The sequence below is a fragment of the Streptococcus wuxiensis genome, assembly GCF_040888245.1.
Lineage (GTDB): Bacteria > Bacillota > Bacilli > Lactobacillales > Streptococcaceae > Streptococcus > Streptococcus wuxiensis.
In genome coordinates this window covers 192,617-217,063 of the sequence record NZ_JBFNFE010000001.1, presented here as the reverse complement: position 1 = coordinate 217,063, position 24,447 = coordinate 192,617, and the positions used below count along the sequence as shown (strand labels likewise).

The 24,447-nt window shown below is 40.0% G+C and carries 26 protein-coding genes; 2 read left to right on the top strand and 24 right to left on the bottom strand.

Annotated elements, in window-relative coordinates:
- The first annotated feature begins 129 nt into the window (after positions 1-129).
- Positions 130-1,143 (top strand): lactonase family protein, encoded by a 1,014-nt coding sequence (locus AB2B47_RS01025; RefSeq protein WP_006152661.1) that lies wholly within the window; start codon positions 130-132, stop codon positions 1,141-1,143.
- 43 nt (positions 1,144-1,186) lie between these two features.
- On the opposite strand, the gene AB2B47_RS01020 is transcribed toward AB2B47_RS01025, so the two are convergent.
- From AB2B47_RS01020 to AB2B47_RS00965, 12 genes are all read right to left on the bottom strand, one after another.
- The gene (locus tag AB2B47_RS01020; RefSeq protein WP_006148659.1) at positions 1,187-1,606 is read right to left on the bottom strand and encodes a F0F1 ATP synthase subunit epsilon; all 420 of its coding nucleotides are present in this window, start codon (positions 1,604-1,606) and stop codon (positions 1,187-1,189) included.
- A 10-nt stretch (positions 1,607-1,616) separates the two neighbouring features.
- Entirely contained in the window at positions 1,617-3,023 is a 1,407-nt protein-coding gene (gene atpD / locus AB2B47_RS01015) for a F0F1 ATP synthase subunit beta (RefSeq protein WP_036757320.1), read from the bottom strand.
- Positions 3,024-3,214: 191 nt separating this feature from the next.
- On the bottom strand, positions 3,215-4,093 hold the full coding sequence (locus AB2B47_RS01010; RefSeq protein WP_004253324.1) for a F0F1 ATP synthase subunit gamma: 879 nt from the start codon (positions 4,091-4,093) through the stop codon (positions 3,215-3,217).
- 15 nt (positions 4,094-4,108) lie between these two features.
- Positions 4,109-5,614: a F0F1 ATP synthase subunit alpha gene (atpA, locus tag AB2B47_RS01005; RefSeq protein ID WP_006152674.1), complete on the bottom strand. Its 1,506-nt coding sequence runs from the start codon at positions 5,612-5,614 to the stop codon at positions 4,109-4,111.
- 14 nt (positions 5,615-5,628) lie between these two features.
- A complete protein-coding gene (locus AB2B47_RS01000) occupies positions 5,629-6,165 on the bottom strand; it encodes a F0F1 ATP synthase subunit delta (protein ID WP_320693410.1) in 537 nt (178 codons plus the stop codon).
- On the bottom strand, positions 6,165-6,659 hold the full coding sequence (atpF, locus tag AB2B47_RS00995) for a F0F1 ATP synthase subunit B (RefSeq protein WP_320693409.1): 495 nt from the start codon (positions 6,657-6,659) through the stop codon (positions 6,165-6,167). The genes AB2B47_RS01000 and atpF overlap by 1 nt, the downstream gene beginning before the upstream one ends.
- Before the next feature lie 18 nt (positions 6,660-6,677).
- The gene (gene atpB, locus AB2B47_RS00990) at positions 6,678-7,394 is read right to left on the bottom strand and encodes a F0F1 ATP synthase subunit A (RefSeq protein WP_006152670.1); all 717 of its coding nucleotides are present in this window, start codon (positions 7,392-7,394) and stop codon (positions 6,678-6,680) included.
- Between the two features lie 32 nt (positions 7,395-7,426).
- The gene (locus AB2B47_RS00985) at positions 7,427-7,627 is read right to left on the bottom strand and encodes a F0F1 ATP synthase subunit C (RefSeq protein ID WP_004253309.1); all 201 of its coding nucleotides are present in this window, start codon (positions 7,625-7,627) and stop codon (positions 7,427-7,429) included.
- A gap of 229 nt (positions 7,628-7,856) precedes the next feature.
- Positions 7,857-8,168 (bottom strand): CHY zinc finger protein, encoded by a 312-nt coding sequence (locus tag AB2B47_RS00980; protein ID WP_223332899.1) that lies wholly within the window; start codon positions 8,166-8,168, stop codon positions 7,857-7,859.
- 13 nt (positions 8,169-8,181) lie between these two features.
- Entirely contained in the window at positions 8,182-9,468 is a 1,287-nt protein-coding gene (locus AB2B47_RS00975; RefSeq protein ID WP_320693408.1) for a peptidase U32 family protein, read from the bottom strand.
- A gap of 122 nt (positions 9,469-9,590) precedes the next feature.
- Positions 9,591-11,801: a ComEC/Rec2 family competence protein gene (locus AB2B47_RS00970; protein ID WP_320693407.1), complete on the bottom strand. Its 2,211-nt coding sequence runs from the start codon at positions 11,799-11,801 to the stop codon at positions 9,591-9,593.
- Complete coding sequence (locus AB2B47_RS00965; protein WP_254724093.1) at positions 11,785-12,417, bottom strand: helix-hairpin-helix domain-containing protein; 633 nt, start codon at positions 12,415-12,417, stop codon at positions 11,785-11,787. Before AB2B47_RS00965 ends, AB2B47_RS00970 begins: the two co-directional genes overlap by 17 nt.
- A 240-nt stretch (positions 12,418-12,657) precedes the next feature.
- Here AB2B47_RS00965 and ald point away from each other — a divergent pair, with 240 nt between their 5' ends.
- On the top strand, positions 12,658-13,770 hold the full coding sequence (gene ald, locus AB2B47_RS00960) for an alanine dehydrogenase (protein WP_036757336.1): 1,113 nt from the start codon (positions 12,658-12,660) through the stop codon (positions 13,768-13,770).
- A gap of 47 nt (positions 13,771-13,817) precedes the next feature.
- On the opposite strand, the gene AB2B47_RS00955 is transcribed toward ald, so the two are convergent.
- The 12 genes from AB2B47_RS00955 to AB2B47_RS00900 form a co-directional block, all read right to left on the bottom strand.
- Entirely contained in the window at positions 13,818-14,804 is a 987-nt protein-coding gene (locus AB2B47_RS00955; protein WP_036752940.1) for a PhoH family protein, read from the bottom strand.
- 84 nt (positions 14,805-14,888) lie between these two features.
- Complete coding sequence (locus tag AB2B47_RS00950) at positions 14,889-15,104, bottom strand: YozE family protein (RefSeq protein ID WP_001232087.1); 216 nt, start codon at positions 15,102-15,104, stop codon at positions 14,889-14,891.
- A gap of 8 nt (positions 15,105-15,112) precedes the next feature.
- Positions 15,113-15,967 carry an RNA-binding virulence regulatory protein CvfB gene (gene cvfB / locus AB2B47_RS00945; RefSeq protein WP_320693406.1) on the bottom strand — a complete coding sequence of 285 codons (855 nt, stop codon included), beginning with the start codon at positions 15,965-15,967 and terminating at the stop codon, positions 15,113-15,115.
- Positions 15,968-16,027: 60 nt separating this feature from the next.
- Positions 16,028-16,585, bottom strand: a complete 558-nt coding sequence (gene frr, locus AB2B47_RS00940; RefSeq protein WP_074324176.1) for a ribosome recycling factor — start codon at positions 16,583-16,585, stop codon at positions 16,028-16,030.
- 8 nt (positions 16,586-16,593) lie between these two features.
- Positions 16,594-17,331: a UMP kinase gene (gene pyrH, locus AB2B47_RS00935; RefSeq protein ID WP_320693405.1), complete on the bottom strand. Its 738-nt coding sequence runs from the start codon at positions 17,329-17,331 to the stop codon at positions 16,594-16,596.
- Between the two features lie 82 nt (positions 17,332-17,413).
- Entirely contained in the window at positions 17,414-18,748 is a 1,335-nt protein-coding gene (gene trmFO / locus AB2B47_RS00930) for a methylenetetrahydrofolate--tRNA-(uracil(54)-C(5))-methyltransferase (FADH(2)-oxidizing) TrmFO (protein ID WP_320693404.1), read from the bottom strand.
- A gap of 134 nt (positions 18,749-18,882) precedes the next feature.
- Positions 18,883-19,761 (bottom strand): 16S rRNA (cytidine(1402)-2'-O)-methyltransferase, encoded by an 879-nt coding sequence (gene rsmI / locus AB2B47_RS00925; protein WP_320693403.1) that lies wholly within the window; start codon positions 19,759-19,761, stop codon positions 18,883-18,885.
- A gap of 2 nt (positions 19,762-19,763) precedes the next feature.
- Entirely contained in the window at positions 19,764-20,081 is a 318-nt protein-coding gene (yabA, locus tag AB2B47_RS00920) for a DNA replication initiation control protein YabA (RefSeq protein WP_223332880.1), read from the bottom strand.
- Positions 20,082-20,117: 36 nt separating this feature from the next.
- Positions 20,118-21,002 (bottom strand): DNA polymerase III subunit delta', encoded by an 885-nt coding sequence (locus AB2B47_RS00915; protein WP_320693402.1) that lies wholly within the window; start codon positions 21,000-21,002, stop codon positions 20,118-20,120.
- The gene (gene tmk, locus AB2B47_RS00910) at positions 20,999-21,637 is read right to left on the bottom strand and encodes a dTMP kinase (protein WP_320693401.1); all 639 of its coding nucleotides are present in this window, start codon (positions 21,635-21,637) and stop codon (positions 20,999-21,001) included. Before tmk ends, AB2B47_RS00915 begins: the two co-directional genes overlap by 4 nt.
- 271 nt (positions 21,638-21,908) lie before the next feature.
- On the bottom strand, positions 21,909-23,105 hold the full coding sequence (gene tuf, locus AB2B47_RS00905; RefSeq protein ID WP_004253262.1) for an elongation factor Tu: 1,197 nt from the start codon (positions 23,103-23,105) through the stop codon (positions 21,909-21,911).
- A gap of 200 nt (positions 23,106-23,305) precedes the next feature.
- Positions 23,306-24,406, bottom strand: coding sequence for an AI-2E family transporter (locus AB2B47_RS00900; protein WP_320693400.1), 1,101 nt, complete (start codon positions 24,404-24,406; stop codon positions 23,306-23,308).
- Positions 24,407-24,447: the final 41 nt, after the last annotated feature.

The window sequence follows — 24,447 nt, the reverse complement described above, 5'->3', positions numbered from 1 at the left end:
TTATAGTCATTTAGCAAGGGATAAATTTGTCTTCTTGACAAGGGAAGAGCTGTTTTTTCTGACCTAGATTTTTCATCTAGCAGGCCTTTTTATGTTATAATTGAATTATCTTTTTCTAGAGGTATGAATATGAAAGAAATAGTATATTTTGGAACCTATACACGACGTATTTCTCAAGGGATTTACAAGGCTGATTTTGATAATGAGACTGGCAAACTCTCAAATCTAGAATTATTTGCAACCGAGCCAAGTCCAACCTACCTAGCCTTTGATCAGCATCAGCATCTCTATACTGTCGGAAGCCATGAGGACAAAGGTGGAATCGCAGCATACAAAACTGATGGTGTCCTCCTGAATCACGTCGTTGAAGAAGGCGCTCCTCACTGCTATGTTGCAGTGGATGAGATACGGAGTCTAGTCTATGGCGCTAACTATCATAAAGGTCAAGTTCTAGTCTACAAACGTAAAGAAGATGGCTGTCTTGAATTGGCAGACAAAGTTCAACATACTGGCCATGGTCCACATGAAAACCAATCTTCTCCCCACGTACACTACACCGATTTAACACCAGACCAATATTTGGTAACTTGTGACTTGGGTACTGACGAAGTCACTACCTATGATGTCAATCTAGAAGGAAAGTTGACGAAACTAGCAACTTATAATTGTAATCCTGGCGCTGGTGCTCGTCACCTTGTTTTCCACCACCACTACAAGATTGCTTATCTCATCTGTGAACTCAATAGTACGATTGAAGTATTGATTTACGATGGTGTTGGAGAATTTGAACAAATGCAGGTCATTTCAACCTTACCAGATGACTATAGTGGTTTTAATGGTACTGCGGCTATTCGTCTTTCTAAAGATGGCAAATTCCTCTACGCTTCTAATCGAGGCCATGATTCTATCGCTGTTTATAGCATTTTAGCAGATGGAAGCTTGGAATTATTAGAGATTGTTCCAACCAATGGAAAAAATCCACGTGATTTTGATTTGTCGCCTGACCAAGAATTCCTTATCGCTGTTCACCAGGATTCTGATAATGCGACTGTCTTTAAGCGCAATCCTGAAACTGGTAGACTGGCAGAACTCTCTAATGAATTTCAGGTTCCTGAAGCAGTCTGCATCAGTTTCAATAAATAAGGCATAAAAAAATGAACTTGATTTAACAAGTTCATTTTTTATTTTATAATTTATTTCCGACATTGATACGGTTAATAGCACGTTGCAATGCAATTTTAGCACGGCGCTCTTGGTCGATTAAGTGTTTGTCTTGTGCTTCTTCAATTTCGCGTTCTGCACGAAGTTTAGCACGTTCTGCACGACTAACATCAATATCGCGCGCACGTTCAGCTGAGTCAGCAATAATGGTAATGACATTATTAGCAATCTCAATGATTCCTCCGTTTACTGCAATCCAGTTCACATGAGTATCATCATCGATGCGTTTAACCTTTACTTCATCAACTGCTAGAACCGCAATCATATTTTCATGTCGTGGCAAGATCCCCATCTCACCATCCAGAGTTCGTACCGATACAAAGCTGGCATGGTGATCATAGACGAGGCCATCTGGTGTCACGATCTGGACAGTTAAATGTGCCATAGATCACCTCTTAAAATCCCATTTTTTCAGCCTTAGCAATAACATCTTCGATTGAACCTACTCCACGGAAGGCATCTTCTGGCAAATGATCGTATTTACCGTCAAGAATTTCCTTGAAGCCACGAACAGTTTCAGCTACTGGAACATAAGATCCTGGTTGACCTGTAAATTGTTCCGCAACGTTGAAGTTTTGGGACAAGAAGAACTGAATACGACGTGCACGAGCAACCAAAGTCTTTTCTTCATCAGAAAGTTCATCCATACCAAGGATGGCGATGATATCTTGCAACTCATGGTAACGTTGAAGAACACGTTTCACTTCAGCAGCTACTGCATAGTGCTCTTCTCCAACAATTTCAGGTGCCAAGGCACGTGAGCTTGAAGCAAGGGGGTCAACGGCTGGGTAAATCCCCAATTGAACCAATTTACGTTCCAAGTTAGTTGTTGAGTCCAAGTGAGCGAAGGCTGTTGCTGGCGCTGGGTCAGTATAGTCATCCGCTGGCACGTAAATGGCCTGGATAGAGGTTACAGAACCCTTCTTGGTTGAAGTGATACGTTCTTGCAGTTGACCCATTTCTGTTGCGAGGGTTGGTTGGTAACCAACGGCTGATGGCATACGACCCAAAAGGGCAGATACTTCTGAACCAGCTTGTGTGAAACGGAAAATGTTGTCAATGAAGAGAAGAACGTCTTGACCTTCTACATCACGGAAGTATTCAGCGATTGTCAAACCAGTAAGAGCAACACGCATACGTGCTCCTGGTGGCTCATTCATCTGACCAAATACCATGGCTGTTTTTTCGATAACGCCTGATTCTTTCATTTCCCAGTAGAGGTCGTTCCCTTCACGAGTACGTTCCCCAACACCAGTAAATACTGAGATCCCACCGTGTTCTTGGGCGATGTTGTGAATCAATTCTTGGATCAAAACGGTCTTACCAACTCCGGCACCACCGAAGAGTCCGACCTTACCACCTTTAAGGTAAGGGGCAAGAAGGTCGATAACCTTGATCCCTGTTTCTAGAATTTCTGAAGAGGTAGACAATTCATCAAAAGTTGGTGCTTTTTTATGAATTGGCTGACGCTCTGCATCTTCACCAAAAGGAGCTTCCAAGTCAATGGTATCTCCCAAAACGTTGAAGACACGTCCTAGAGTTTCTTTCCCAACTGGCACTGAGATTGGACGACCTGTGTCCAATACTTCCAAACCACGGGTCAAGCCATCAGTTGATTCCATAGCGATGGTACGAATCATACCATCTCCCAACTCCAAGGCTACTTCAAGGACGATTTTTGTTTTTCTTTCGTCATTTTTGTAGACGACAAGTGCATTATTAATCTCTGGTAGTTTCTCACCTGCTGCAAACATGACGTCTACAACGGGACCGATAACCTGAGCAATTTTACCTGAACTCATCTACTTCTCCTATTCTGTATAAGATACTGTCGGTTCCTAGCTCAACTAGGTCCTAATACTCTTCGAAAATCTAATTCAAACCACGTCAGCGTCGCCTTACCGTACTCAAGTACAGCCTGCGGCTAGCTTCCTAGTTTACTCTTTGATTTTCATTGAGTATAAGTTCATTTTCATACGAGCTGGACTAGAGCCTATTCTAAGGCACTAGCTCCTGCTACGATTTCTGTAATTTCTTGTGTAATCGCCGCCTGTCTGGCACGGTTATACTGGATAGTCAAATCATTGATAACTTTTTTAGCATTATCTGTAGCTGTTTGCATAGCCGTCATCCCTGCCGCATTTTCAGCTGTCTTGGCATCAATAATAGCACCGTAAATCATACTTTCTGCAAACTGTGGCAATAGTTGATCCAAGATTTCTTCACGACTTGTTTCAAGCTCAAATGTCAAGCTGTAGTTATCATCTGCTTCATTTGGGTCCAAGTCGACAATTGGAAGCATCTGCTCCACACGCATTTGACTTGTCAGTGTATTCACGTGGTGGTTGTAGCAAACATAGAGCTCATCGAAAAGTTCATTTTGATACATTTCAATGGTTTTTGAAATAATCTTACGAACTTCATCGAAGCTTGGTTGACTGGCTAGACCACGCAATTCATAAATTGGCTGAATACCACGAGCTTTAAAGAAGTCTGCTCCCATACCACCGATACAGATGACTTCGAAATCATCACCTGATGGATGGTATTCTTGTTGCAGCTCCATGACAGCCTTCAAGATTGAAGAGTTATATCCTCCAACAAGACCTCGGTCAGAAGTAATGACGATATAGCCTGTTTTCTTGACCGGACGACTAATCAACATGGGATTTGTTGATCCGCCAGCACCATCTCCGTGAAGGATGTCTGTAAGGAGTTTACGGACTTTTTGAGCATAAATCTGGAAGTTGCGTGCAGCTTCTTCAGAACGACCTAACTTAGCTGCAGAAACCATCTGCATGGCGTTAGTAATTTGACTAGTATTTTTCGTTGAGGCGATTTTTGTTTTAATATCATTTAGAGATACTGCCATCTGACACCTCTATTCTTATTGGAAGCTGGATTGGTTGAGAAACTCAGTAATCGCAGCATCCAAGACTGCTTCTTCTGGCAAGTCTTTTGTTTCACGAATAGTTTCCAAAATCTCTGGATGTTGCGCATCAAAGAAGGCATGGAATTCTTCCTCAAAACGAACAATATCATCAACTGATATAGTATCCAAGAATCCATGAGTCAAGGCATACAGAATGGTCACTTGTTTCTCAACAGGTAGTGGTTTATGAACAGGTTGTTTCAATACTTCTACAGTACGACGACCACGGTTCAATTTAGCCTGAGTAGCAGCATCCAAATCTGAACCAAATTTAGTGAAGGCTTCCAACTCTCGGTATGAAGCAAGGTCGATACGAAGAGTACCAGCAACCTTCTTCATGGCTTTAATCTGAGCAGAACCACCAACACGAGATACAGAAGAACCCGCATCAATAGCTGGACGAATACCCGCATTAAAGAGACTATCACTTAAGAAGATTTGTCCATCCGTAATAGAGATTACGTTTGTGGCGATATAGGCTGAGATATCTCCTGCTTGGGTCTCGATAAACGGAAGAGCCGTGATAGATCCACCGCCAAGCTCATCTGAAACTTTAGCAGAACGCTCAAGTAGACGACTGTGAAGGTAGAAGACATCCCCTGGGAAGGCCTCACGACCTGGTGGACGACGGAGCAAGAGAGAAAGTTCACGATAAGCTACCGCTTGTTTAGATAGGTCATCATAAACGATCAAGACATGCTTCCCTTGGTACATGAACTCTTCTGCCATAGCAACTCCAGCATATGGTGCGAGGTAGAGCAATGGTGAAGGCTGTGAAGCTGAAGCTGTCACAACGATTGTGTAATCCAAGGCACCGTACTGACGAAGTGTTTCCACTTGTGTACGAACTGTTGATTCTTTTTGTCCAATCGCTACATAGATACAAATCATATCTTGACCTTTTTGGTTCAAGATAGCGTCAATAGCGATAGTTGTCTTCCCTGTTTGACGGTCACCAATGATCAACTCACGTTGGCCACGACCGATTGGAACAAGGGCGTCAATAGCTTTCAAACCTGTTTGCAATGGTTCTGAGACAGACTTACGTTGCATAACACCAGGAGCTGGTGCTTCAACTGGACGAGTCTTATCAGTGTTGATTGGACCCAAACCGTCTACAGGACGACCAAGGGGATCGACAACACGTCCAATCAAGCTATCACCAACTGGAACTTCCATGATTTTCCCTGTACGACGAATTGTATCGCCTTCACGGATATCTGTAAAGTCCCCAAGGATGATAATACCGACATCTGTTGATTCCAAGTTTTGCGCCATACCATAAGAGCCATTTTCAAAAATCAACAGCTCACCACTCATGGCATTTTCAAGACCATGAGCACGCGCAATCCCGTCACCAATATAGGTTACAACACCTGTTTCAGTCACATCAAAATTGGGTTTGAAATTTTCAATTTGTTGCTTAATTAAAGCGCTGATTTCTTGTGCGTTAATTGCCAAAAGAACACCACTTTCTATTTCAAATTTTCCTTAACAACTTTAAGTTGTTGTTTAATACTCACATCAATTGTCTTGTGATTGGCAAAAATAACAAAACCACCGATTAAACTATCGTCAACTTTTTCCTTAATGCTACGAACTTTTAGAGACATCTTTTTCTCGATGAGAGGAATTAGTCGTTCTTTCTGTTCATCAGTCAAAGGATGTGCAGACAAAATAGTCACTTCAAAACGATTGGTTTCTTTTTCAAGACGATTCAAGCAATCTACAATCACATCATAAAACAGGTTTGATCTGTGATTGTAAAGTAGAACCTCGATAAAGTTTTGTACTAAAGGTGACACAGAGTCCTGGAAAAAACGAACCGTTTTTTCTTTATCCGACTCATCTACTGCCACCTGAGCTAAAAAAGAAGGTAAGCCTGTTTCTTCAGCTACTTGCTTGATTTGAGACAAGTCTGAAAAAATAGAATCTTCTTCTCCTTTTTCAATCACCAATTGGACAAAAGGCATGCTGTATTTTTCAATTACCTTTAGAGTCTTTTTGTCCATTAAGCTTCTCCTAGCTGATCGATATACTGATCAATGAGTTCTTTATGGGTCTGACCGTCAAGGTTTTGAGAGATAATTTTTCCAGCTAGACTGATTGTCAAGTCTGCCACATCTCCCTTAACACTTTGTAAAGCTTCAGCTTTATTTTGAGCAATTTCTTGGTTGGCTTTTTCTTTTAAGCGCCCAGCTTCAAGTTTAGCTTCGGCCAAAATATCAGCTTTACTTTTCTCAGCTGTTTCCTTTGCATTCTCGATAATCGTTTTAGCTTCGGTACGGCTGCCTGCTAACTCAGCTTCACGTTTGCTAGCAAGTTCCTCTGCCTTTTTACGGGCTTCTTCGGCACCATCAATATCTGAAGAAATCTTTTCAGCGCGTTCATCTAAGACACTGGTAATATTTCCCCAAGCATATTTCTTCACTAAAAAGATCAATAAAAGGAAGGAACCAGCGACCAGAATAAAGTCACCAATAATGGTACTAATAGTTAAATCCATCTTCTAATCCTCCTCTACTTACTCTTCCCCTTCATTTATTTTTTTACCAATGTACATAGATGACAACATGGTAAATACATAAGCTTGAATACATGAAATGAAAATCGAAAATGCTGTCCATAACATGTTTGCAATAAAGGCAAAAGGATACCAATACAAGGCATGTTGTGACAAGGCCAATAGCAATCCTGCTAAAACCTCACCGGCAAAGATATTTCCGTAAATCCGAATCGCCAAAGAGGCAAAATTGGTGAACTCTTCTAAAATGTTCATCGGAGTCATAAAGCCAGGTGTAACAAATGCTCTCAAATATTCTTTAACGCCTCTACGACGAACTCCTTCTACATGAGCGATCAAAGTGATCAATAATGAGAGGGATAAATCGTATCCAAGGTTGGCTGTTGGAGAAGTCCACAAGTTATAACCGTTTGTTGTTTGTACTTTTGCCATTAAACCAATATTATTGGCAACCAAGATAAACAAGAATAGAGAAAACAGAAACAAGGAATAATCCTTGATGTATGAATCTCCAATGTTTGGTTTTGCAAAACTAACCACAAAGTCATAAATCATCTCAAGAGCATTTTGTTTGCCCTTGGGACGGATGGTCATTTCACGACTTGCCCAATAGACAAAGGCAAAAACCATCAAAACAGTTACAAGAGACATGGCAAGCAGGGTCAAATCAAAGGATATTGGTCCAATATTAACGGTTGGATTCAAACTTTCTTCCATGGTTTGACACCTCCATTTCTAAATAGAGTTGTCTATTTAATGACAAATGCCATCGCTAGGGTTACAAAGAAGGTACCTTCTACAAAGGCAACACCAAGAATTAAAAGGCTGCGTAATTGGTCAATAATTTCAGGTTGACGAGCGGCAGACTTGAAGAGATTACTCATAATCAATCCTTCAGCAATAGATACACCCATACAGGCAAGACAAAGTCCGAAAAATGTTAAATTCATGACGAATTCTCCTTTTTTAAATTAAATTTACCCTTCTAGTTTAGTCCTAAAATTTGCTTTTGTCAACTTTTTACTAGTAATGAAAGCGTTTCGAATCATTTATTTCTAATTTTACGATTTTCAAGACAATTATATAGAAAATTTTATTGTCTTTTCCTACCACTTTCACTGCCTTTCCTTGTTTTCTGAAAACAAAAAACCGAGTTTTACAACTCGGATTTGTCAGTTCTTATCTGAAATAAATTGAGTAATGATTTTGACAAGCTGGATTAAATGCAGCATTACAAAATGGACATGTGCCCGTCTCTGTATACTCCTCATACGTTAGTGTTTTCCCACAGGATCCACATAAGATAGGTCTATCCTCTTTCAGATTTAAAGGATAGGGAGAAAATACGTGCGACTCCAGTTCATTATGACACTGATAACAGGCATAGTATTTTTTACACTCATAGCACTGAAGTGCTACGATATCCTTATCACTATGGTAATGAACACATCTGCTTTCATGATCTACTAGTAAGCCCTGAGCTTGAACCATTCTTTTTCCTTATCTAGGCACGAACTGTGACGCTTGTTCCATCTTCTTTGTAAAGATTGATCAGGCCTTCTTTCAAAGCACGTACCATGTCACCAGCTTGAACAGGTTGAGGAACCTTGATAGTCAAAAGTTCCATTGGATTTGGGGCACGGTCAATTTTGTTACCTTTAGCATCATGAAGGTCTTCGATATAAGTTTCAAAATGACGGAAGCCAGGTCCGTAGAACTCAACTTGGTCGCCTTCGTTGATAACGTTACGTTGACGAATAGTTGCAATTTGTGTTGCATCATCATAAGCTACAACTTCAGCGACAAACTTGTATTCTGGAATCTTACGACGAGCACCGAACAGTTGTTCATTTTCAGATGGTGTTCCGTAGTAGAAACCTGTAGCCAACTCACGTTGGGCAACCTTCCACATTTCATCAATCAAGTCTTGCTTAATAGCTTCAAACTTTTCAGGGCTCTCAAGATAGGCATCAACAGCTGCCTTATAACAGTTTGTTACTGTTGAAACATAGTGGATCGACTTCATACGGCCTTCAATCTTAAGACTGTCCACACCATTTTCAATCATATCAGGGATATGGTCAATCATAGACATATCAACCGCAGACATAGAGAATTCTTCAGGAATTTCTCCCTTGAGACTCTTACGTTCTTTGCCAAACGGCATATCGTAAAGGTCGTATTTCCAACGGCAAGATTGTGAACATCCACCACGGTTGGCATCACGCATACTCATGTGGTTAGAAAGAGTACAACGACCAGAGTATGAGATACACATAGCTCCATGAACAAAGGCTTCTATCTCAACATCTGTACGTTTGCGAATCTCTGCCAATTCTTCCATAGAAACCTCACGCGCTAAAACGACACGCGTCAATCCAAGTTCTTTCCAGAATTCTAGGGTTTCGTAGTTAGTCGCACTAGCCTGGGTTGAAAGGTGGATTTCAAGTCCTGGTGCTTCTGTTGCTGCAATCATGATCAAGGCTGGATCAGACACGATAACCGCTGCAATCCCAATATCACGTAATTTACGGAACCATTCTCCGGCACCTTCTTCGTTTCCTTCGTGCATAACCATATTGGCAGCCACATATACCTTAGCTCCATACTTAGCCGCGAACTGAACTCCTTCTTCCATTTGTTCGAAAGTAAAGTTCCCTGCACGGCTACGTAAACCATAGGCCTGCCCACCGATAAAGACAGCATCTGCTCCATATTGAACAGCTACTTTTAGTTTTTCAAGTGTTCCTGCAGGTGATAGAACCTCAGGACGTTTCAAAGTTTTTGTCATGTTTTCTCCTATTTGCAATATAAAAGTTTGACACTAATCTTTACCATTTTATAGCAAAAAGGTTCTAAAATCAAGTTTTGATTGATTGTTTAGACAATTTTAATTTTCTTGAAAAGCTAAGCTCAGCGAACTGTTTCTATTTGCCAAGCACCCCAACCTTTAAAACGAATGGCCCCCTTTTGATCCGTTTTGTAAATCGAATTCCCAAGTTCTTGGTTATTCTCCCCATTTTTTTCTTTAAATTTTTTCTTCTTGTCTACAGAAATGACAGTAATTTTAGGCTGAAAGATTTCGAAGACTTCGACATCTGTCTTTTTCTTCGATACTTGCTGATGAGTTAGCACTACATCTGCTTGGATTTTTGGATAAGACTTGTTTAAGAACTTCTCCTCTATATTTCCAGTGACTAGAAAAGTTTGATTTAGTAGCTTTCCATACATTGCTATTGAGGCTTTACTATCACTGTTTTGATTTTCGATTACTTCTAAACTACTCCCAAAAATAAATAACTGCTCTCCTGTTTTAATAGGACGTACTTTCAAGTTACTTTCATTTAATTTATCCATAAATTCTCTTTTAGATAGAGTTTCTTCAGTTACTAGAATCTCTCCAAGATTGAAGGCTTTACTAATTTCTAGTAGATGGTCTAGCTGCTTAGGTTCACTATCCGTTAAAACAAGCTGATCAATCTTTGCCACTCCTCTACTTTTCAGATAGGGAATTAAACTCCGTTTGGCAACACTCGAGGTGACTTTCTCCTGCCAAGCTTCTTTTTTCTCAACTGCTAACTTTTCACCGACATCCAGTAATATTGTCTTTCCTGTCATGTCTCTTAGGAAAATGCTACGTCCCTGCTCCATGTCTAGAACTGTGATTTCATTTTCCAGTGGTTGTTTGGTTACTAAGAAAAGTAAAACGATAAATAGGATAAGCAAAGGTGCTTTCTTCAAATTTTTACGATAATCATAAATCAGAGCCAAAGAGACTAATAGACATACCAGAACCCAAAGACTCGGTTGACCAAAAACAAAGGGTCTAGTAGATAGCTGAGATACATAGCGTATGATGTTTTCTAGCCATTCAAAAAAAAAGTTAAACTGGGTAATAGGATATATCCATGACAGACAGAAGAGTATTGATAAAAGTGGTAGCAAGACCATATCAAATAAAAAAGAAAAGACAAAGGTTAAGAGTATGGACCAAGGTTGAAATTCAGAAAAATAGAATGATAAAATTGGCAGAATTCCTAGGGAAATAATGAAACTTTCTCTTACCAAACCTTTTATCCCTGCTACTTCTTCACCAGTCATGGTCAGGATAAAGGCATAGGCACAGGAGAGCACTCCACCAGCAGTTAGGAAGAAATTCGGCATCACGATAAACAGGACAAGGACTGTCAAAGCAAAGTTATCCAGACCCTTGAAGCCATGCTGAGCCAAAAGTTTTTGCAACAGGCTTCTAATGACAGAAGCTGAGAAACCTGTCAAACCTGCATAGACCAAAGAAAAGGGATAGGCAAGCCATTTGAACTTCTCTTGCGTCAAACCCAATCGTAAGAGTGACTTCTTAAAAGCATTCATGAAGAAACCGACCTGCATTCCTGACAAAGCAAAAAGGTGAATAATCCCTAGACTGGAATAGAGTTCGTTCATTTCCTCAAAATCTGTGTCCAAGTGCCCTAATAAAAGACCTGTCATATAATTACGCATGGGGTCAGGAAAATTCCTTTTAATCCAGACAACTGCTTTTCTCCGCAAGCTGGATAGATTTTCTCCTATATCCCAGCTGGATGTTTTCTTTAATTCGACCATTTCCGATATAGTTAAGGTCTGATAAATCCCCTGTGTTTTGAGATAGTTTTGATAATCAAATCCAGCAAAATTATTTGCTCCTTGAGGAATAGCTAGCTTTCCTTTTACTACTATCTCATGCAGTTCAGATAACTCTTTAAACCTTTCCTTTTCAGACTCTGACTGGAATTTATAATAGACCTGAAAGAGTCTGCCATCAGCCTTCCCACGAAAGGATAAACTATCTCCATTGACCTTGATAGTATCAGGCAAGATTCGTACCGTATTAACGGAGTCAACAAGATGTTGACTCGTTTCTTCTTGTTGCCATTTTTGAAATATAAACCAGCTTCCAAAAAGACCACAAACAAAGAGAACCTTGACCACAGTCTTCCATGGAAATTGAAAAAAGAGGCAGAGCAGTAAAAAGACAAAGCCCAAAAGTGCTAAAAAGCTTGCTGAAAAGATAGCATAGTAGAGCCAAAGCAGGAGAAAACTAAGATAGATTTTAGGGATGGGAAATCGACTAATCCACTGTGACATACTCTTTTAACTTTTCTATCGTTTTTGCACCAATACCAGAAACCTTTTTGAGCTCATCAACTGACTTAAACTTACCGTTGGACTCACGATGGTCGATGATATCCTGAGCACGTTTGGCTCCCAACCCCTTGACTTGTTTAAGTTCTTCTAAACTGGCTTTATTAAGATTGACTTTCTTATTTTCTTTGGTGTTGGAAGCATTTGAATGCGCCTCTTGACTGGTAGCTTCTTCCTTAGTTGGAACATAAACAAGTGCTTCGTCACTAATTCTCTGGGCAAGATTGATAGACTTACTATCAGCATTATCTGTAAGTCCACCAGCTTTTTGGACAGCATCGTTGATACGACTTCCAACTGGCAAATCATAGATTCCTGGTGATTTGACAGCACCTTTGACATCGACAGTAATCAGATCTTGCTCCACCACTTCTTCCTTCTGATTTTTATCTTCCTTTTCATCCTTTGAAACAGTTGTAACTTCTGTTTGCAAATTGCTTTCCTTAGCCGGTGTTTGAGCGACTGGCTTTAGGAAGAAAAATCCGCCTAAGACCATGCCCAAACTAGCACAGATAACAATGATTTTATATTCTTTGATTTTCTCAATAAGTTCTTCCATAATTTCTCCTCTCTTAGCTTATTCGTAAGAGAAAGAAAAAACAGCTGAAAAATCTTTTCAACTGCTTACTTATTTGCAAAATATTCTTCCTTTTTCAAGACATATCTTAAGTAGAGAAATAAGTTTTTCTTGCAATTTATAGCGGTTTTATATAAAATAAGAACATCACAAGAAATGACTGGGTTCTTCCTGTGATGATTTCGTATAAGAACCTAGATGTTAAATAAGGAGCTAATCTCTATGTTAATTGGAATTCCAAAGGAAATTAAAAATAATGAAAATCGTGTTGCTTTGACACCTGCTGGTGTACAGAGTCTTGTCGGGCGTGGTCACCGAGTCCTCATCGAAACAAATGCAGGACTTGGATCTGGTTTTGCTGATGCTGACTATGAAAAGCAAGGAGCTGAGATTGTCGCAACTGCTGCTGAAGCCTGGGCCGCAGAGTTAGTTGTTAAAGTCAAGGAACCCCTTGCTAGTGAGTACCAGTTCTTGCGTGACGATTTACTTCTCTTCACCTACTTGCACATGGCAGCAGCCCCAGAATTAGCGGATGCTATGCTTGCAGCGAAAACAACTGGTGTTGCTTATGAAACTGTACGCAATACTGAAGGTCAACTTCCTCTATTGGTTCCAATGAGTGAGGTTGCAGGTCGTATGGCTGTCCAAATCGGAGCTCACTTCTTGACGAAACAAGCTGGTGGTTCTGGAGTTCTTTTAGGTGGTGTCCCAGGTGTACCAAAAGGAAAAGTAACCATTATCGGTGGTGGTGTCGTTGGTACACACGCAGCACGTATCGCTCTTGGTTTAGGTGCTCAAGTAACTATTCTAGATATCAGCGCTAAACGTCTCTCTGAACTTGAAGATGTCTTTGGTCACCAAATCCAAACACTCATGTCTAACCCATTTAATATCGAAGCAAGTGTGCGTGAAGCAGACGTTGTTATCGGTGCAGTATTGATTCCTGGTGCTAAAGCTCCAAAATTAGTGACAGATGACATGGTTCAACAAATGCGTCCTGGTTCTGTCATCGTAGACGTTGCTGTAGACCAAGGTGGTGTTATTGCAACAGCTGACCGTGTGACAACCCATGATGAGCCTGTCTATGAGAAACACGGTGTCCTTCACTATGCAGTTGCTAACATTCCTGGAGCAGTTGCTCGTACTTCTACTATCGCCCTTACAAATGTGACTCTTCCATATATCGAAGCCTTGGCAGGAAAAGGATTTAAGAAAGCAATCCTTGAAGACGCAGGCTTGCTTGAAGGTGTAACAACTTACCAAGGTCAACTCACCAGCCAACCAGTTGCTGAAGGTTTAGAACGTGACTTCACACCTATCAGTGAACTTGTCTAATAAGAAATTCAAAAAATTAAGAGCAGTTTTTCAACTGCTCTTTTTCTTTATTCTGTTTCTTCTTGATTTTCTTCAGCTTTGACAGGTCGAGGTTCATAGGCTCTGATAATCTGAGCAACGACTGGATGGCGAACCACATCCTTGGCTGAGAAGTGTACAAAGTCGATCTGGTGAATATTCTTAAGTTTTTCCTGGGCATCAATCAAACCTGATTTAACATTACGCGGCAGGTCAATCTGGCTAATATCCCCATTGACAATCATTTTAGAATTGAATCCAAGACGTGTCAAGAACATCTTCATCTGCATGATGGTTGTATTTTGGGCTTCATCCAAAATAACAAAGGCATCATCCAAGGTACGTCCACGCATATAGGCCAAAGGTGCAATCTCAATAATTTCTCGCTCCATGAGACGAGTTGTTTGGTCCTTCCCAAGAATTTGGTACAAGGCATCATAGACTGGTCGAAGATAAGGATCCACCTTTTCTTTCAAATCACCAGGTAGAAATCCTAGGCTTTCTCCAGCTTCTACTGCTGGACGAGTCAGGATAATACGCTTGACTTGGCCACGTTTGAGAGCTGTAACAGCCAAGGTCACTGCGAGGAAAGTTTTTCCTGTCCCCGCTGGCCCAATTCCGAAGGTAACATCATGGTTCTTAACACTATCTACATAAAGTTTTTGACCTAGTGTCTTTACACGTATCGGCTTACCAGTATTGTCTTTGATAATCTCTTCTTCATAGAGGGCAACAAACTTATCGATTTCATTGTTTCTAACCATATTGATGGCTGTCACCACATCCGGAGTTCCTACTGTCATGCCACGATTGACCAAGACCATCAAGGCTTGAATTACTTGCCGTGCTTCTTCACAAGAAGACTCCTCTCCCAAGACTTGTACAATCTCTGTACGAGCATGGATGATAACATCTAACTCATCCTCCATCAAGCGAAGATGGCGTTCATTGGAACCAAAAAGATGAAACAGGTCATCTGGATGACTTAACTGAATGTCTATTGAATGTTCCTTCAAATAAAGAACCTCTCTAACTCTTTAATTTCTTTTTATTATAGCAAAGGCAATTAGAAATTGCTATCCCTAACACCTATGGTATCTTTAATGTTCTAAATATTCTTGCCAGATACGATCGAAGTCTCCCATATTAAAGGAAAAACTAGCATGTTCTTCTAAAAATCGACTCACCTGATCGAAATCATCCGTATGTTTTGGGAAGGCTGACTCCTCAAAGGCAAGATCCGCTAAAATTGCTTTGGGACTATTACTTTTAGGATTACGCTCTGTCATAAGCCAAGTATAAAATGATTTTCGCATAAGCCTCCCTAAATTAACTCAGTACCAAACTGGTCTTGTTTAATCTTTCCAGCTTTCATTAAACCACCAAGCGCTTTTTTAAACTGACCTTTAGAAATACCAAAGGTAGCCTTGATGTCATCTGGTGATGATTTGTCATTTAAGGTCATAAATCCACCATTACTTTCCAAGTAAGTCAGAATCATTTGTGCATCGTTTTCTAACATCTCAAAAGAGCGAGGTTTTAGTGATAGATTAAGAGTTCGGTCAACTTCACGGAAACCAATGACACGCACATCTAACACTTGCCCCAAACGTGGCTCTGCAAAGCGCTCGCTAGGATGGATAAAGCCCAGCATGTTATTCTCTGGCAGATAGACAAAGGTACCTGACAGCTTGAGACGATAAACGATTGCAGGCCAGTTTTGGTTCTGCATATTATTGTAGGCAGGGCGTGCTAATCGTTGGAAGTCCTCCTGATAAGCCAAAATTCCCCAAATACGGTCTTTTTTATCTACTTCTAGACGAATATAGAGCTTATCACCCTTCTTTGGCCAGAGCTCTTTGAGTTCAGGTAGGATATCCATTGACACAACGATTTCCTTGTCCGGAAGTCCTGTATCCACAAAAACACCCAAATCCTTACGAACTTCTGTTACTGTTCCCCAACCAAATTGATCCTGGGTCGCAGTCACTTCTATGGTCGTCAAGCGAAGTTTTTGCTTCATATCCGTGTAGGCGAAACCTTTGACCGTATCACCAACTGTATGCTGACCTTCTTCCTTAGCAAGAGCGTATGTTTGACCATCCTTTTGAACAAAGTAAAAACGGTCATTTTCATCAGTTATCAAACCGACGATAAAACTAGCAAGATTTGTATTCATGTTTCCTTCTTTCGAATAAAACTCAGCCAGCAATGCCAACTGAGTTTTTCTGTTTATTTCTTAGACTTCCAAGATTTCTTTTTCTTTATTGGCAGTCATGTCGTCGATGTGTTTAACAGCATCGTCTGTCGCTTTTTGAATATCTTTTTCAAGAGTCTTCAATTCATCTTCAGTAATTTCTTTAGCTTTTTCTTGTTTTTTAGCTTCATCCATAGCATCACGACGGATATTACGAATCGCTACTTTAGCATTTTCACCAACTTTTTTCACTTCTTTAGCGAGGTCACGACGAGTTTCTTCTGTAAGAGCTGGGATTACCAAGCGAATAACAGAACCATCGTTAGCTGGTGTAATACCAAGGTCTGAAGCGTTTAAGGCACGTTCGATATCTTTTAGAGAAGATTTATCAAATGGTGTTACCAATAAAACACGTGCTTCAGGAATTGTGATAGAAGCGATTTGGTTAAGAGGTGTTTCGACACCATAGTATTCAACATTGATACGGTCAAGCAAGCTTGCGTTAGCACGACCAGCACGGATACCACCAAACTCACGAGCAAGCGAGTGGTGAGATTGAGTCATTCTCTCTTTAGCTTTTTCTACAATTGCGTTAGCCATAATTTTTCTTATTCCTTTTCTTCGATATTGTTTGAAACAGTTGTTCCGATATTTTCACCAAATACAACACGTTTGATATTGCCAGGCTGATTCATATTAAAGACAACCAAGTCAATGTCATTGTCCATTGATAGAGTTGAAGCTGTTGAATCCATGATGCGGAGACCTTTATTGATCACATCACGGTGAGTCAATTCTTCAAATTTAACAGCAGTTTTATCTTTCTTAGGATCAGCATTGTAGACACCGTCTACACCATTCTTAGCCATCAAAATAGCGTCCGCTTCAATTTCAGCTGCACGAAGAGCCGCTGTTGTATCTGTAGAGAAGTAAGGTGAACCAATTCCCGCGCCAAAGATAACGATACGTCCTTTTTCAAGGTGGCGAAGTGCACGTCCACGAATATAAGGCTCTGTTACTTGTTGCATGGCAATAGCTGTTTGTACACGAGTATCAACACCAGCTTGTTGCAATGAATCTGCCATCACAAGAGCATTCATAACTGTCCCAAGCATTCCAGTGTAATCCGCTTGAACACGATCCATACCAGCTTCTGCTGCAGGCTCTCCACGCCAAAGGTTTCCACCACCGATAACCAAGGCAATTTCAATTCCTAGCTCGTGAACTTCTTTGATTTCTTGGGCCATACTTTGGACGGTTTTGATATCAATACCGACACCACGTTCGCCAGCAAGGGCTTCACCAGATAGCTTGATTAAGATACGTTTATACTTAGGTTCTACCATTTTCTCTCTCCTTTTTCATTCTATCTATTTTATCACAATTTCAAGGATTTTTATAGTATCATGAGCAATAATTTCAAAAAAATTAGACAGATAAAAATTTCTCTAAATCAGACAAAGCACGTTCTGCAATTTTCTCATAACGAGCCTTTTTATCGCGAATACGTTCTCCTTCTAACTCCTTGATAATACCAAAATTAACATTCATGGGTTGGAAGTGTTTGCTGTCCGCATGGGTGATATAATGAGCTAGACTGCCAATTGCAGTTGTTTCAGGGAAAATAGCTGGGCTTTCTCCTTTGAAAAGACGCGCAGCGTTGATTCCTGCAACTAAGCCAGATGCCGCCGACTCAACATATCCTTCCACACCAGTCATTTGACCAGCAAAGAAAAGATTTGGCTGTTTCTTAGAACGGTAAGTCTGTTCAAGAAGATTTGGCGAATCCATATAGGAATTACGATGCATGACGCCATAGCGAACAAACTCAGCATTTTCAAGACCTGGAATCATTTGGAAGACACGCTTCTGCTCTCCCCATTTGAGGTGAGTTTGGAAACCAACGATGTTATAAAGACTTCCAGCTGCATTGTCCTGACGAAGCTGGACAACTGCATAAGGGGTTTTAAACTCTCCATCACGAGGGCCTGTGTAGTCATCTGGATACTCCAGACCAACTGGTTTCATAGGGCCATAGAGCATGGTTTTGATACCACGTTTAGCCATAACTTCAATTGGCATACACCCTTCAAAGTACTTTTCTTTTTCAAAAGAATTAAGGGGTGCTTCTTCCGCATTGACCAAGGCTTCATGGAAATCCATAAACTCTTGCTTGGTCATCGGAGCATTGAGGTAAGCAGCTTCTCCCTTGTCATACCGAGACTTGAGATAGACCTTGCTCATATCGATGGTATTGACGTCTATAATAGGCGCTGCCGCGTCATAGAAATAGAAGCCATCGCCGTCATTAAGGGCATGAATTTTCTCAGCCAGGGCATCGCTAGTCAAGGGACCAGTAGCGACAACTGTAATAGCATCTGTCGGCAATTCTGTAATTTCATCACGAACCACTTCAATTAAAGGGTGATTGGCAATTTTTTCAGTAACCATTTGAGAAAAACCGTCACGATCAACCGCAAGCGCTCCACCAGCAGGAACACGTGTAGCTTCTGCTGATTCCAAGATAATAGAACCTAGGCGACGCATTTCTTCCTTGAGGAGCCCGACAGCATTTGTAAGAGCATCCCCTCGTAATGAGTTGGAACACACTAATTCTGCAAAATTATCTGTTTTATGCTGAGGTGTTGATTTAACACCACGCATTTCATAGAGTTTAACCGGAATACCACGCTCTGCGATTTGGTAGGCTGCTTCCGAACCTGCCAAACCAGCACCGATAACATTGATATAAGATTGAGACATGACACTAATACCTCTTTGGGTGCAAACTAAGTCCAAATTAAATCAAGCCACTAGGCTGTTTGACACCCACAAATCTTTCTATTTTATTCTTCTATTAGTATAACAAAAAAAGGGAAGAAGGAAAACTTCCCTGTTTAGTCGTTAGATTGATTCTCTTCCCACTCGTGGTAGGCAGCGTAGAGCTGGCTTTTGTTCCACTGATAAATCTTAGCAACTTCCTTAATGGCTTGATTTTTCTTAACACCTTGTTGGATGCGCTCTTGTATTTCTGAGAATAAATCCTCTTCATCCTTATCTTCAACTTCTAGACTAGCACCTTCCACAATCAGAAGGCATTCGCCCTTAAGTGGGGTTTCAGAGATACTTTCAAGCAACTCAGTGATTTTCCCCCGTTGGTATTCTTCAAAAATCTTAGTCAATTCTCGAACTAGAACAACTGAGCGATCACCGTAGATCTCTAGCATATTTTCTAGGGTATCAGCCACACGATGTGGAGATTCATAGAAAATCTGGGTCTCAGGATAATCTTTTTTTGATTCGAAAAATTGCTTTTGTTGTCCCGATTTTCGAGGTAAGAATCCATAAAAAATATGGGGTTGTGGAGCTAAACCACTGGCAATCAAGGCAGAAATTCCTGCGCTAGCACCTGGAACTGTGACAACTGCTATATCTTCTTCAATTGCAGCCTTGACTAAATCATGACCGGGGTCTGAAATACTTGGTAAACCCGCATCCGAAACTTGAGCAATACTTTGACCTGTTTTCAAGAAACCAATCAAATCTGGAATCTTTTCCTTGGCATTATGCTCATGAAAACTGATTTGTTTTGTTGAAATATCGAAATGCTTCAGCAATAGACCAGTATTACGAGTATCCTCGGCAGCAATCCAGTCCACTTCTTTCAAAGTCTGAATAGCACGAAAGGTCATATCCTCTAGATTCCCAATCGGCGTTGCGACAAGATATAACTTACCATAAGGTGACTGACCTTTAAAACTTTTTTGAATCTGCATGCTTACTCCCTAAACAACAATTCATCACAAAACATACATTCTGCATCTTGTTCACGACGTTGACCATAAAAGTCGCGACACACATGAAAACCGTCGTCATAGATTCGGCTCACGTTTTCTCTAACATGCTTGGTCTTAGTTGGAGCTGTTTCTTCTTCCTCATTCAGGCGCTCTCTCAATTTATCGTTCTCTAAACGAAGAGCTGTATTCTCTTCTACAACACTCTTGAGATTTTTTTTGATAGCTTCGACATCTGCCAAGGTTGCCAACAACTGTTGAGAAAAATCATCTAAGGCATCAAATAATTCTTTCTTGTTCATGAACAGCCCTTTCTTTTTTCTGTTTTCATGTTCATTTTATTGTAAAACTAGGTATTCCAAAGAATTCTGGAAAGACACATTTGCTTTCCACATTTTTCTGGCTTCGAGAAGGTTTTGCAATATTGTACGTGCTGCATTTTTTTGAATCTCTTGACCTGCTAAAACTTCTAAAATTCTAAAGACTTGGTCTTGTTTTTCTTTGTCATCTGCTAAGCTAGCTAATTTTGAGACCTGTAAATAAGATTCCTTTTTCCCAGCATCTAACCAAGAATAGAATCGTTCACTTTCTTCAACTAGAGTCCAAAAACTTGTTTGATTTGTCAGTTTTTCGGCTTCTGCTTGCGATTGACTAAACTCAGCTAAAAACCTTGCTTTATTTTTGACCAATCCTGCTTGTTCAAGTTGATTCCTAAGGCTTTCAACTTGTTTCTTAAACTGGAAAATTTGAGTCCGACTTCGGATAGTTGGTAACATCTGCTCTTGATCATTGGTTAAGAAGAAAATATAGGTTTCACTTTGCGGTTCTTCAATGACCTTTAGTAGTGAATTGGCGGCATTGGCATGCATTTTTTCAGCTTGTTCAATAATAAAAACCTGACGTTGATTTTCGATTCCTGATTGAGAAAACTGGCCAACTAATTCTCGGATTCTTTCCGTTTTAATGATTTGATTCATCGGACGAATAATGGTGACATCAGGAAATTCTTCCTGATCAATCAACTTACAATTTCGGCAAGACTCGCAAGGTAAGACACCCTGCTTTTCTGTACAGAACAAACTCTTAGACAGAAATAAGGCCATCTCCATGCTTCCGAAATACCCTGAAAAGAGATAGGCATGATTCAGCTGTCTTTGTTCTAAGATGTGAACAAAACGGTCAAATTGCTGGGGTTGACAAGCTCTTAATTGCTCTTGATTCATTCTGTCGGCCCCATTCTGTCAAATAAAACTTGTTTAGTATTTTCAACCACTTGATTTAGTGGTAAACTCGCATCGATTTTAACAATACGCTCACCTTCCTTCTCAAGAAGAGAAAGATAGCCTTTACGAACTTTTCTGTGTAGGTCTAAACCTTCCAAGTCCAAACGGTTGACTTCGCGATCGCTGTTTGCCGCGATTCTTTCAAGCCCCTTTTCTACTTCAATATCAAAATAAAGTGTCAAATCTGGCTTGAGTCCATCTGTCGCAAATTGATTGAGCCAGTCAATAGCTTCAATATCCAAACCACGACCAAAGCCTTGATAAGCAACTGAACTATCAATAAAACGATCCATGATGACCAATTTTCCAGCTGCAAGTGCTGGCAAGACCTTCTCTACTAGGTGCTGTCTACGACTTGCAATATAGAGAAGCAACTCTGTCTTTGGATCCATCTGAGTATGACTAGGATCTAAAATGACTTCTCGAATCTTCTCACCAATCAAAACACCACCTGGCTCACGTGTTGTTAAAAACTCAATATTCTTTTCTTCTAACAAAGGAAGGATAGCTTCAAGCACGCTCGTTTTACCAGCTCCCTCTGGCCCCTCTAAAGAGACTAAAAATCCTTTTGACATGACGAACTCATTTCTTTTTTTCTTCCTTCTATTCTATCAAAAAAACAGGCATTTGTGAAAAGCTTTTTAACCTAATAAAAATTTATTCTGAAAAACTAGGATATACATTCGTTAATAAATCAGATAATTATTTAATTAAGTTTCTATATTTGTAATCAACTCCCATACTGTCTTATTTTGACTTTGTATAACTAGTAAAAAAAGAACCTTGCATAGCAAGATTCTTTTAATGTCTGACTTAAATAATTGTTCTTCTGGGAACTAAATCGAATTAAGCTTCGATTTCTGTAACCATACCTGAACCAACAGTACGTCCACCCTCACGGATAGAGAATGTAGTACCTTGTTCTACGGCGATTGGGTGGATCAACTCAACGTCGATTGTCACGTTATCACCTGGCATTACCATTTCAGTACCTGCTGGAAGTTCGATTGAACCTGTAACGTCAGTAGTACGGAAGTAGAATTGTGGGCGGTAGTTGTTGAAGAATGGAGTGTGACGTCCACCTTCTTCTTTAGTAAGGATGTAAACTTCACCTTTGAATTTAGTGTGTGGGTTGATTGAACCTGGTTTAGCGATAACTTGTCCACGTTCGATTTCGTCACGTTGAACACCACGAAGAAGGACACCTACGTTATCTCCTGCAAGACCTTCGTCAAGTTGTTTACGGAACATTTCAACACCAGTAACAACTGCTTTTGAAGTTTCTTCTTTGATACCAACGATTTCGATTTCGTCGTTGACACGAACAGTACCACGGTCGATACGTCCTGAAGCAACTGTACCACGTCCAGTGATTGAGAATACGTCCTCGACTGGAAGAAGCAATGGTTTGTCAGTGTCACGTTCTGGTTCTGGAATGTACTCATCAACAGTGTTCATCAATTCCATGATGATGTCTTCGTATTTAGAGTCACCTTCAAGAGCTTTAAGAGCTGAACCTTGGATAACTGGAAGATCGTCACCTGGGAAATCGTATTCTGAAAGAAGGTCACGGATTTCCATTTCAACCAATTCAAGCAATTCTTCGTCGTCAACCAAGTCGATCTTGTTCATGAAGACGATAAGGTGTTTAACACCAACCTGACGTGAAAGAAGGATGTGCTCACGAGTTTGTGGCATTGGTCCGTCAGTTGAAGCTACTACAAGGATAGCTCCGTCCATTTGAGCGGCACCAGTGATCATGTTTTTAACGTAGTCCGCGTGTCCTGGAGCGTCGATGTGAGCGTAGTGACGTTTTTCAGTTTCGTACTCAACGTGCGCAGTGTTGATAGTGATACCGCGTTCGCGTTCTTCTGGAGCAGCATCGATAGACGCATAGTCTTTAGGTTGGTTAACTGCTGAAGGCAAGCGACGTGCCAAAACAGTTGTAATAGCTGCAGTTAGGGTAGTTTTACCGTGGTCAACGTGTCCGATAGTACCAATGTTAACGTGTGGTTTACTACGATCGTATTTTTCTTTTGCCATTTGAGTAAAAGCCTCCAATAAAATATATTTTATAGATAGACAGTAGGCAATACAGTCTAACTTTCCTTACTATTTTATCAAATTTTAGCTAAATTGCAAGTGTTTTACAAAGTTTTTATTAATTATTCTTATTCTTACTATAAGTTGTCGATTTATTGATAAAAAAAGAAACAGATGAATCCGTTTCTTTTTAAAAATCTTTATTTTTCTTTTACTTCTTGTACTTCTTTATGTTTTTCATAAAGTCGAACTAGGAATTTGGATATTTCTTTTAATATAGAATAAATTGGGACGGCAACAATCATACCAATAATACCATAGATATTACTTGACAATAGTAACAGAACCAGGATAATAATTGGATGAACTTTCATGACTCCACCAACAATACGAGGGTATATGATGTTCCCATCTACTTGTTGGATAATCAGAATATAGATAACTGCGATAATCATCTTTTGAGGATCCGTAAACAGATTTGAAATAATCATCGGGGTTATTCCAATAAACGGTCCAGCATAAGGAATCAGATTCGCTAAACCTAAGAAAATAGCAAAAACCAATGCATACTTGAGTCCAATGACACTATATCCGATAAAGGCCAGACATCCGATTATGAATGCATCAATCGATACACCACTAATGTAACGGGAAATCGTCGCATTCAAGTTTGTTAATAAACCAGAGATATTTAGTCTATCCCTTTTTAAAACCGTTCTTTCTAGCATTGGCAAAAATTTATGACCGTCAAGAAGGAAATATACCAAGAAAACTGGCGTCATAATAATAATTAAAACGGTACTTACTAAAGCTGAAAGAACACTGCCTACACTATTGGTTACACTATTTAAGATATTTTGTAAAATATCAACATAAGAAAGGTTCAATTGCTGGATTGTTTGTTGAATATCAAGCTCTTGGAAAGCAGGATATTTTGATAATTCTATTACCAAATCTTGGAGTTGACCATAGATTCCCTGGCTAGAATTGATCAAACTACTCAACTGATTGATTAAAATCGGTAAAAGATATACTACACCTATCACCAGAGAACCAATGAGAACACAAAGGGTTAACAAAATCCCAACGATTCGATTAATTTTACATTCCTTCTCTAAAAAATTGACAATTGGATTTGTTAAGTAGTAGAGAAATCCTCCTAATAAGAAGGGAATCATGATTGTATTTATGACACTTACAAATGGTGTAATAATGGCACCCATTTCTCTCCATAGGTAGAAAATAAGGGTTATTAATAATATCTCAGTGGTCCAGAAGAATAATTTATTTCTCCGAAACATAAGCCACCTCCTCTTTTTCCTATTTTACCATATTTCGAAAA

What these genes read in the sequence shown, in the direction of transcription:
- AB2B47_RS01025 (WP_006152661.1), top strand. Translation starts at nt 130, where the DNA reads ATGAAAGAAATAGTATATTTTGGAACCTATACACGACGTATTTCTCAA.
- AB2B47_RS01020 (WP_006148659.1), bottom strand. Translation starts at nt 1,606, where the DNA reads ATGGCACATTTAACTGTCCAGATCGTGACACCAGATGGCCTCGTCTAT.
- atpD (WP_036757320.1), bottom strand. Translation starts at nt 3,023, where the DNA reads ATGAGTTCAGGTAAAATTGCTCAGGTTATCGGTCCCGTTGTAGACGTC.
- AB2B47_RS01010 (WP_004253324.1), bottom strand. Translation starts at nt 4,093, where the DNA reads ATGGCAGTATCTCTAAATGATATTAAAACAAAAATCGCCTCAACGAAA.
- AB2B47_RS01000 (WP_320693410.1), bottom strand. Translation starts at nt 6,165, where the DNA reads ATGGACAAAAAGACTCTAAAGGTAATTGAAAAATACAGCATGCCTTTT.
- atpF (WP_320693409.1), bottom strand. Translation starts at nt 6,659, where the DNA reads ATGGATTTAACTATTAGTACCATTATTGGTGACTTTATTCTGGTCGCT.
- atpB (WP_006152670.1), bottom strand. Translation starts at nt 7,394, where the DNA reads ATGGAAGAAAGTTTGAATCCAACCGTTAATATTGGACCAATATCCTTT.
- AB2B47_RS00985 (WP_004253309.1), bottom strand. Translation starts at nt 7,627, where the DNA reads ATGAATTTAACATTTTTCGGACTTTGTCTTGCCTGTATGGGTGTATCT.
- AB2B47_RS00980 (WP_223332899.1), bottom strand. Translation starts at nt 8,168, where the DNA reads ATGGTTCAAGCTCAGGGCTTACTAGTAGATCATGAAAGCAGATGTGTT.
- AB2B47_RS00975 (WP_320693408.1), bottom strand. Translation starts at nt 9,468, where the DNA reads ATGACAAAAACTTTGAAACGTCCTGAGGTTCTATCACCTGCAGGAACA.
- AB2B47_RS00970 (WP_320693407.1), bottom strand. Translation starts at nt 11,801, where the DNA reads ATGTCACAGTGGATTAGTCGATTTCCCATCCCTAAAATCTATCTTAGT.
- AB2B47_RS00965 (WP_254724093.1), bottom strand. Translation starts at nt 12,417, where the DNA reads ATGGAAGAACTTATTGAGAAAATCAAAGAATATAAAATCATTGTTATC.
- ald (WP_036757336.1), top strand. Translation starts at nt 12,658, where the DNA reads ATGTTAATTGGAATTCCAAAGGAAATTAAAAATAATGAAAATCGTGTT.
- AB2B47_RS00950 (WP_001232087.1), bottom strand. Translation starts at nt 15,104, where the DNA reads ATGCGAAAATCATTTTATACTTGGCTTATGACAGAGCGTAATCCTAAA.
- cvfB (WP_320693406.1), bottom strand. Translation starts at nt 15,967, where the DNA reads ATGAATACAAATCTTGCTAGTTTTATCGTCGGTTTGATAACTGATGAA.
- frr (WP_074324176.1), bottom strand. Translation starts at nt 16,585, where the DNA reads ATGGCTAACGCAATTGTAGAAAAAGCTAAAGAGAGAATGACTCAATCT.
- pyrH (WP_320693405.1), bottom strand. Translation starts at nt 17,331, where the DNA reads ATGGTAGAACCTAAGTATAAACGTATCTTAATCAAGCTATCTGGTGAA.
- trmFO (WP_320693404.1), bottom strand. Translation starts at nt 18,748, where the DNA reads ATGTCTCAATCTTATATCAATGTTATCGGTGCTGGTTTGGCAGGTTCG.
- rsmI (WP_320693403.1), bottom strand. Translation starts at nt 19,761, where the DNA reads ATGCAGATTCAAAAAAGTTTTAAAGGTCAGTCACCTTATGGTAAGTTA.
- yabA (WP_223332880.1), bottom strand. Translation starts at nt 20,081, where the DNA reads ATGAACAAGAAAGAATTATTTGATGCCTTAGATGATTTTTCTCAACAG.
- AB2B47_RS00915 (WP_320693402.1), bottom strand. Translation starts at nt 21,002, where the DNA reads ATGAATCAAGAGCAATTAAGAGCTTGTCAACCCCAGCAATTTGACCGT.
- tmk (WP_320693401.1), bottom strand. Translation starts at nt 21,637, where the DNA reads ATGTCAAAAGGATTTTTAGTCTCTTTAGAGGGGCCAGAGGGAGCTGGT.
- tuf (WP_004253262.1), bottom strand. Translation starts at nt 23,105, where the DNA reads ATGGCAAAAGAAAAATACGATCGTAGTAAACCACACGTTAACATTGGT.
- AB2B47_RS00900 (WP_320693400.1), bottom strand. Translation starts at nt 24,406, where the DNA reads ATGTTTCGGAGAAATAAATTATTCTTCTGGACCACTGAGATATTATTA.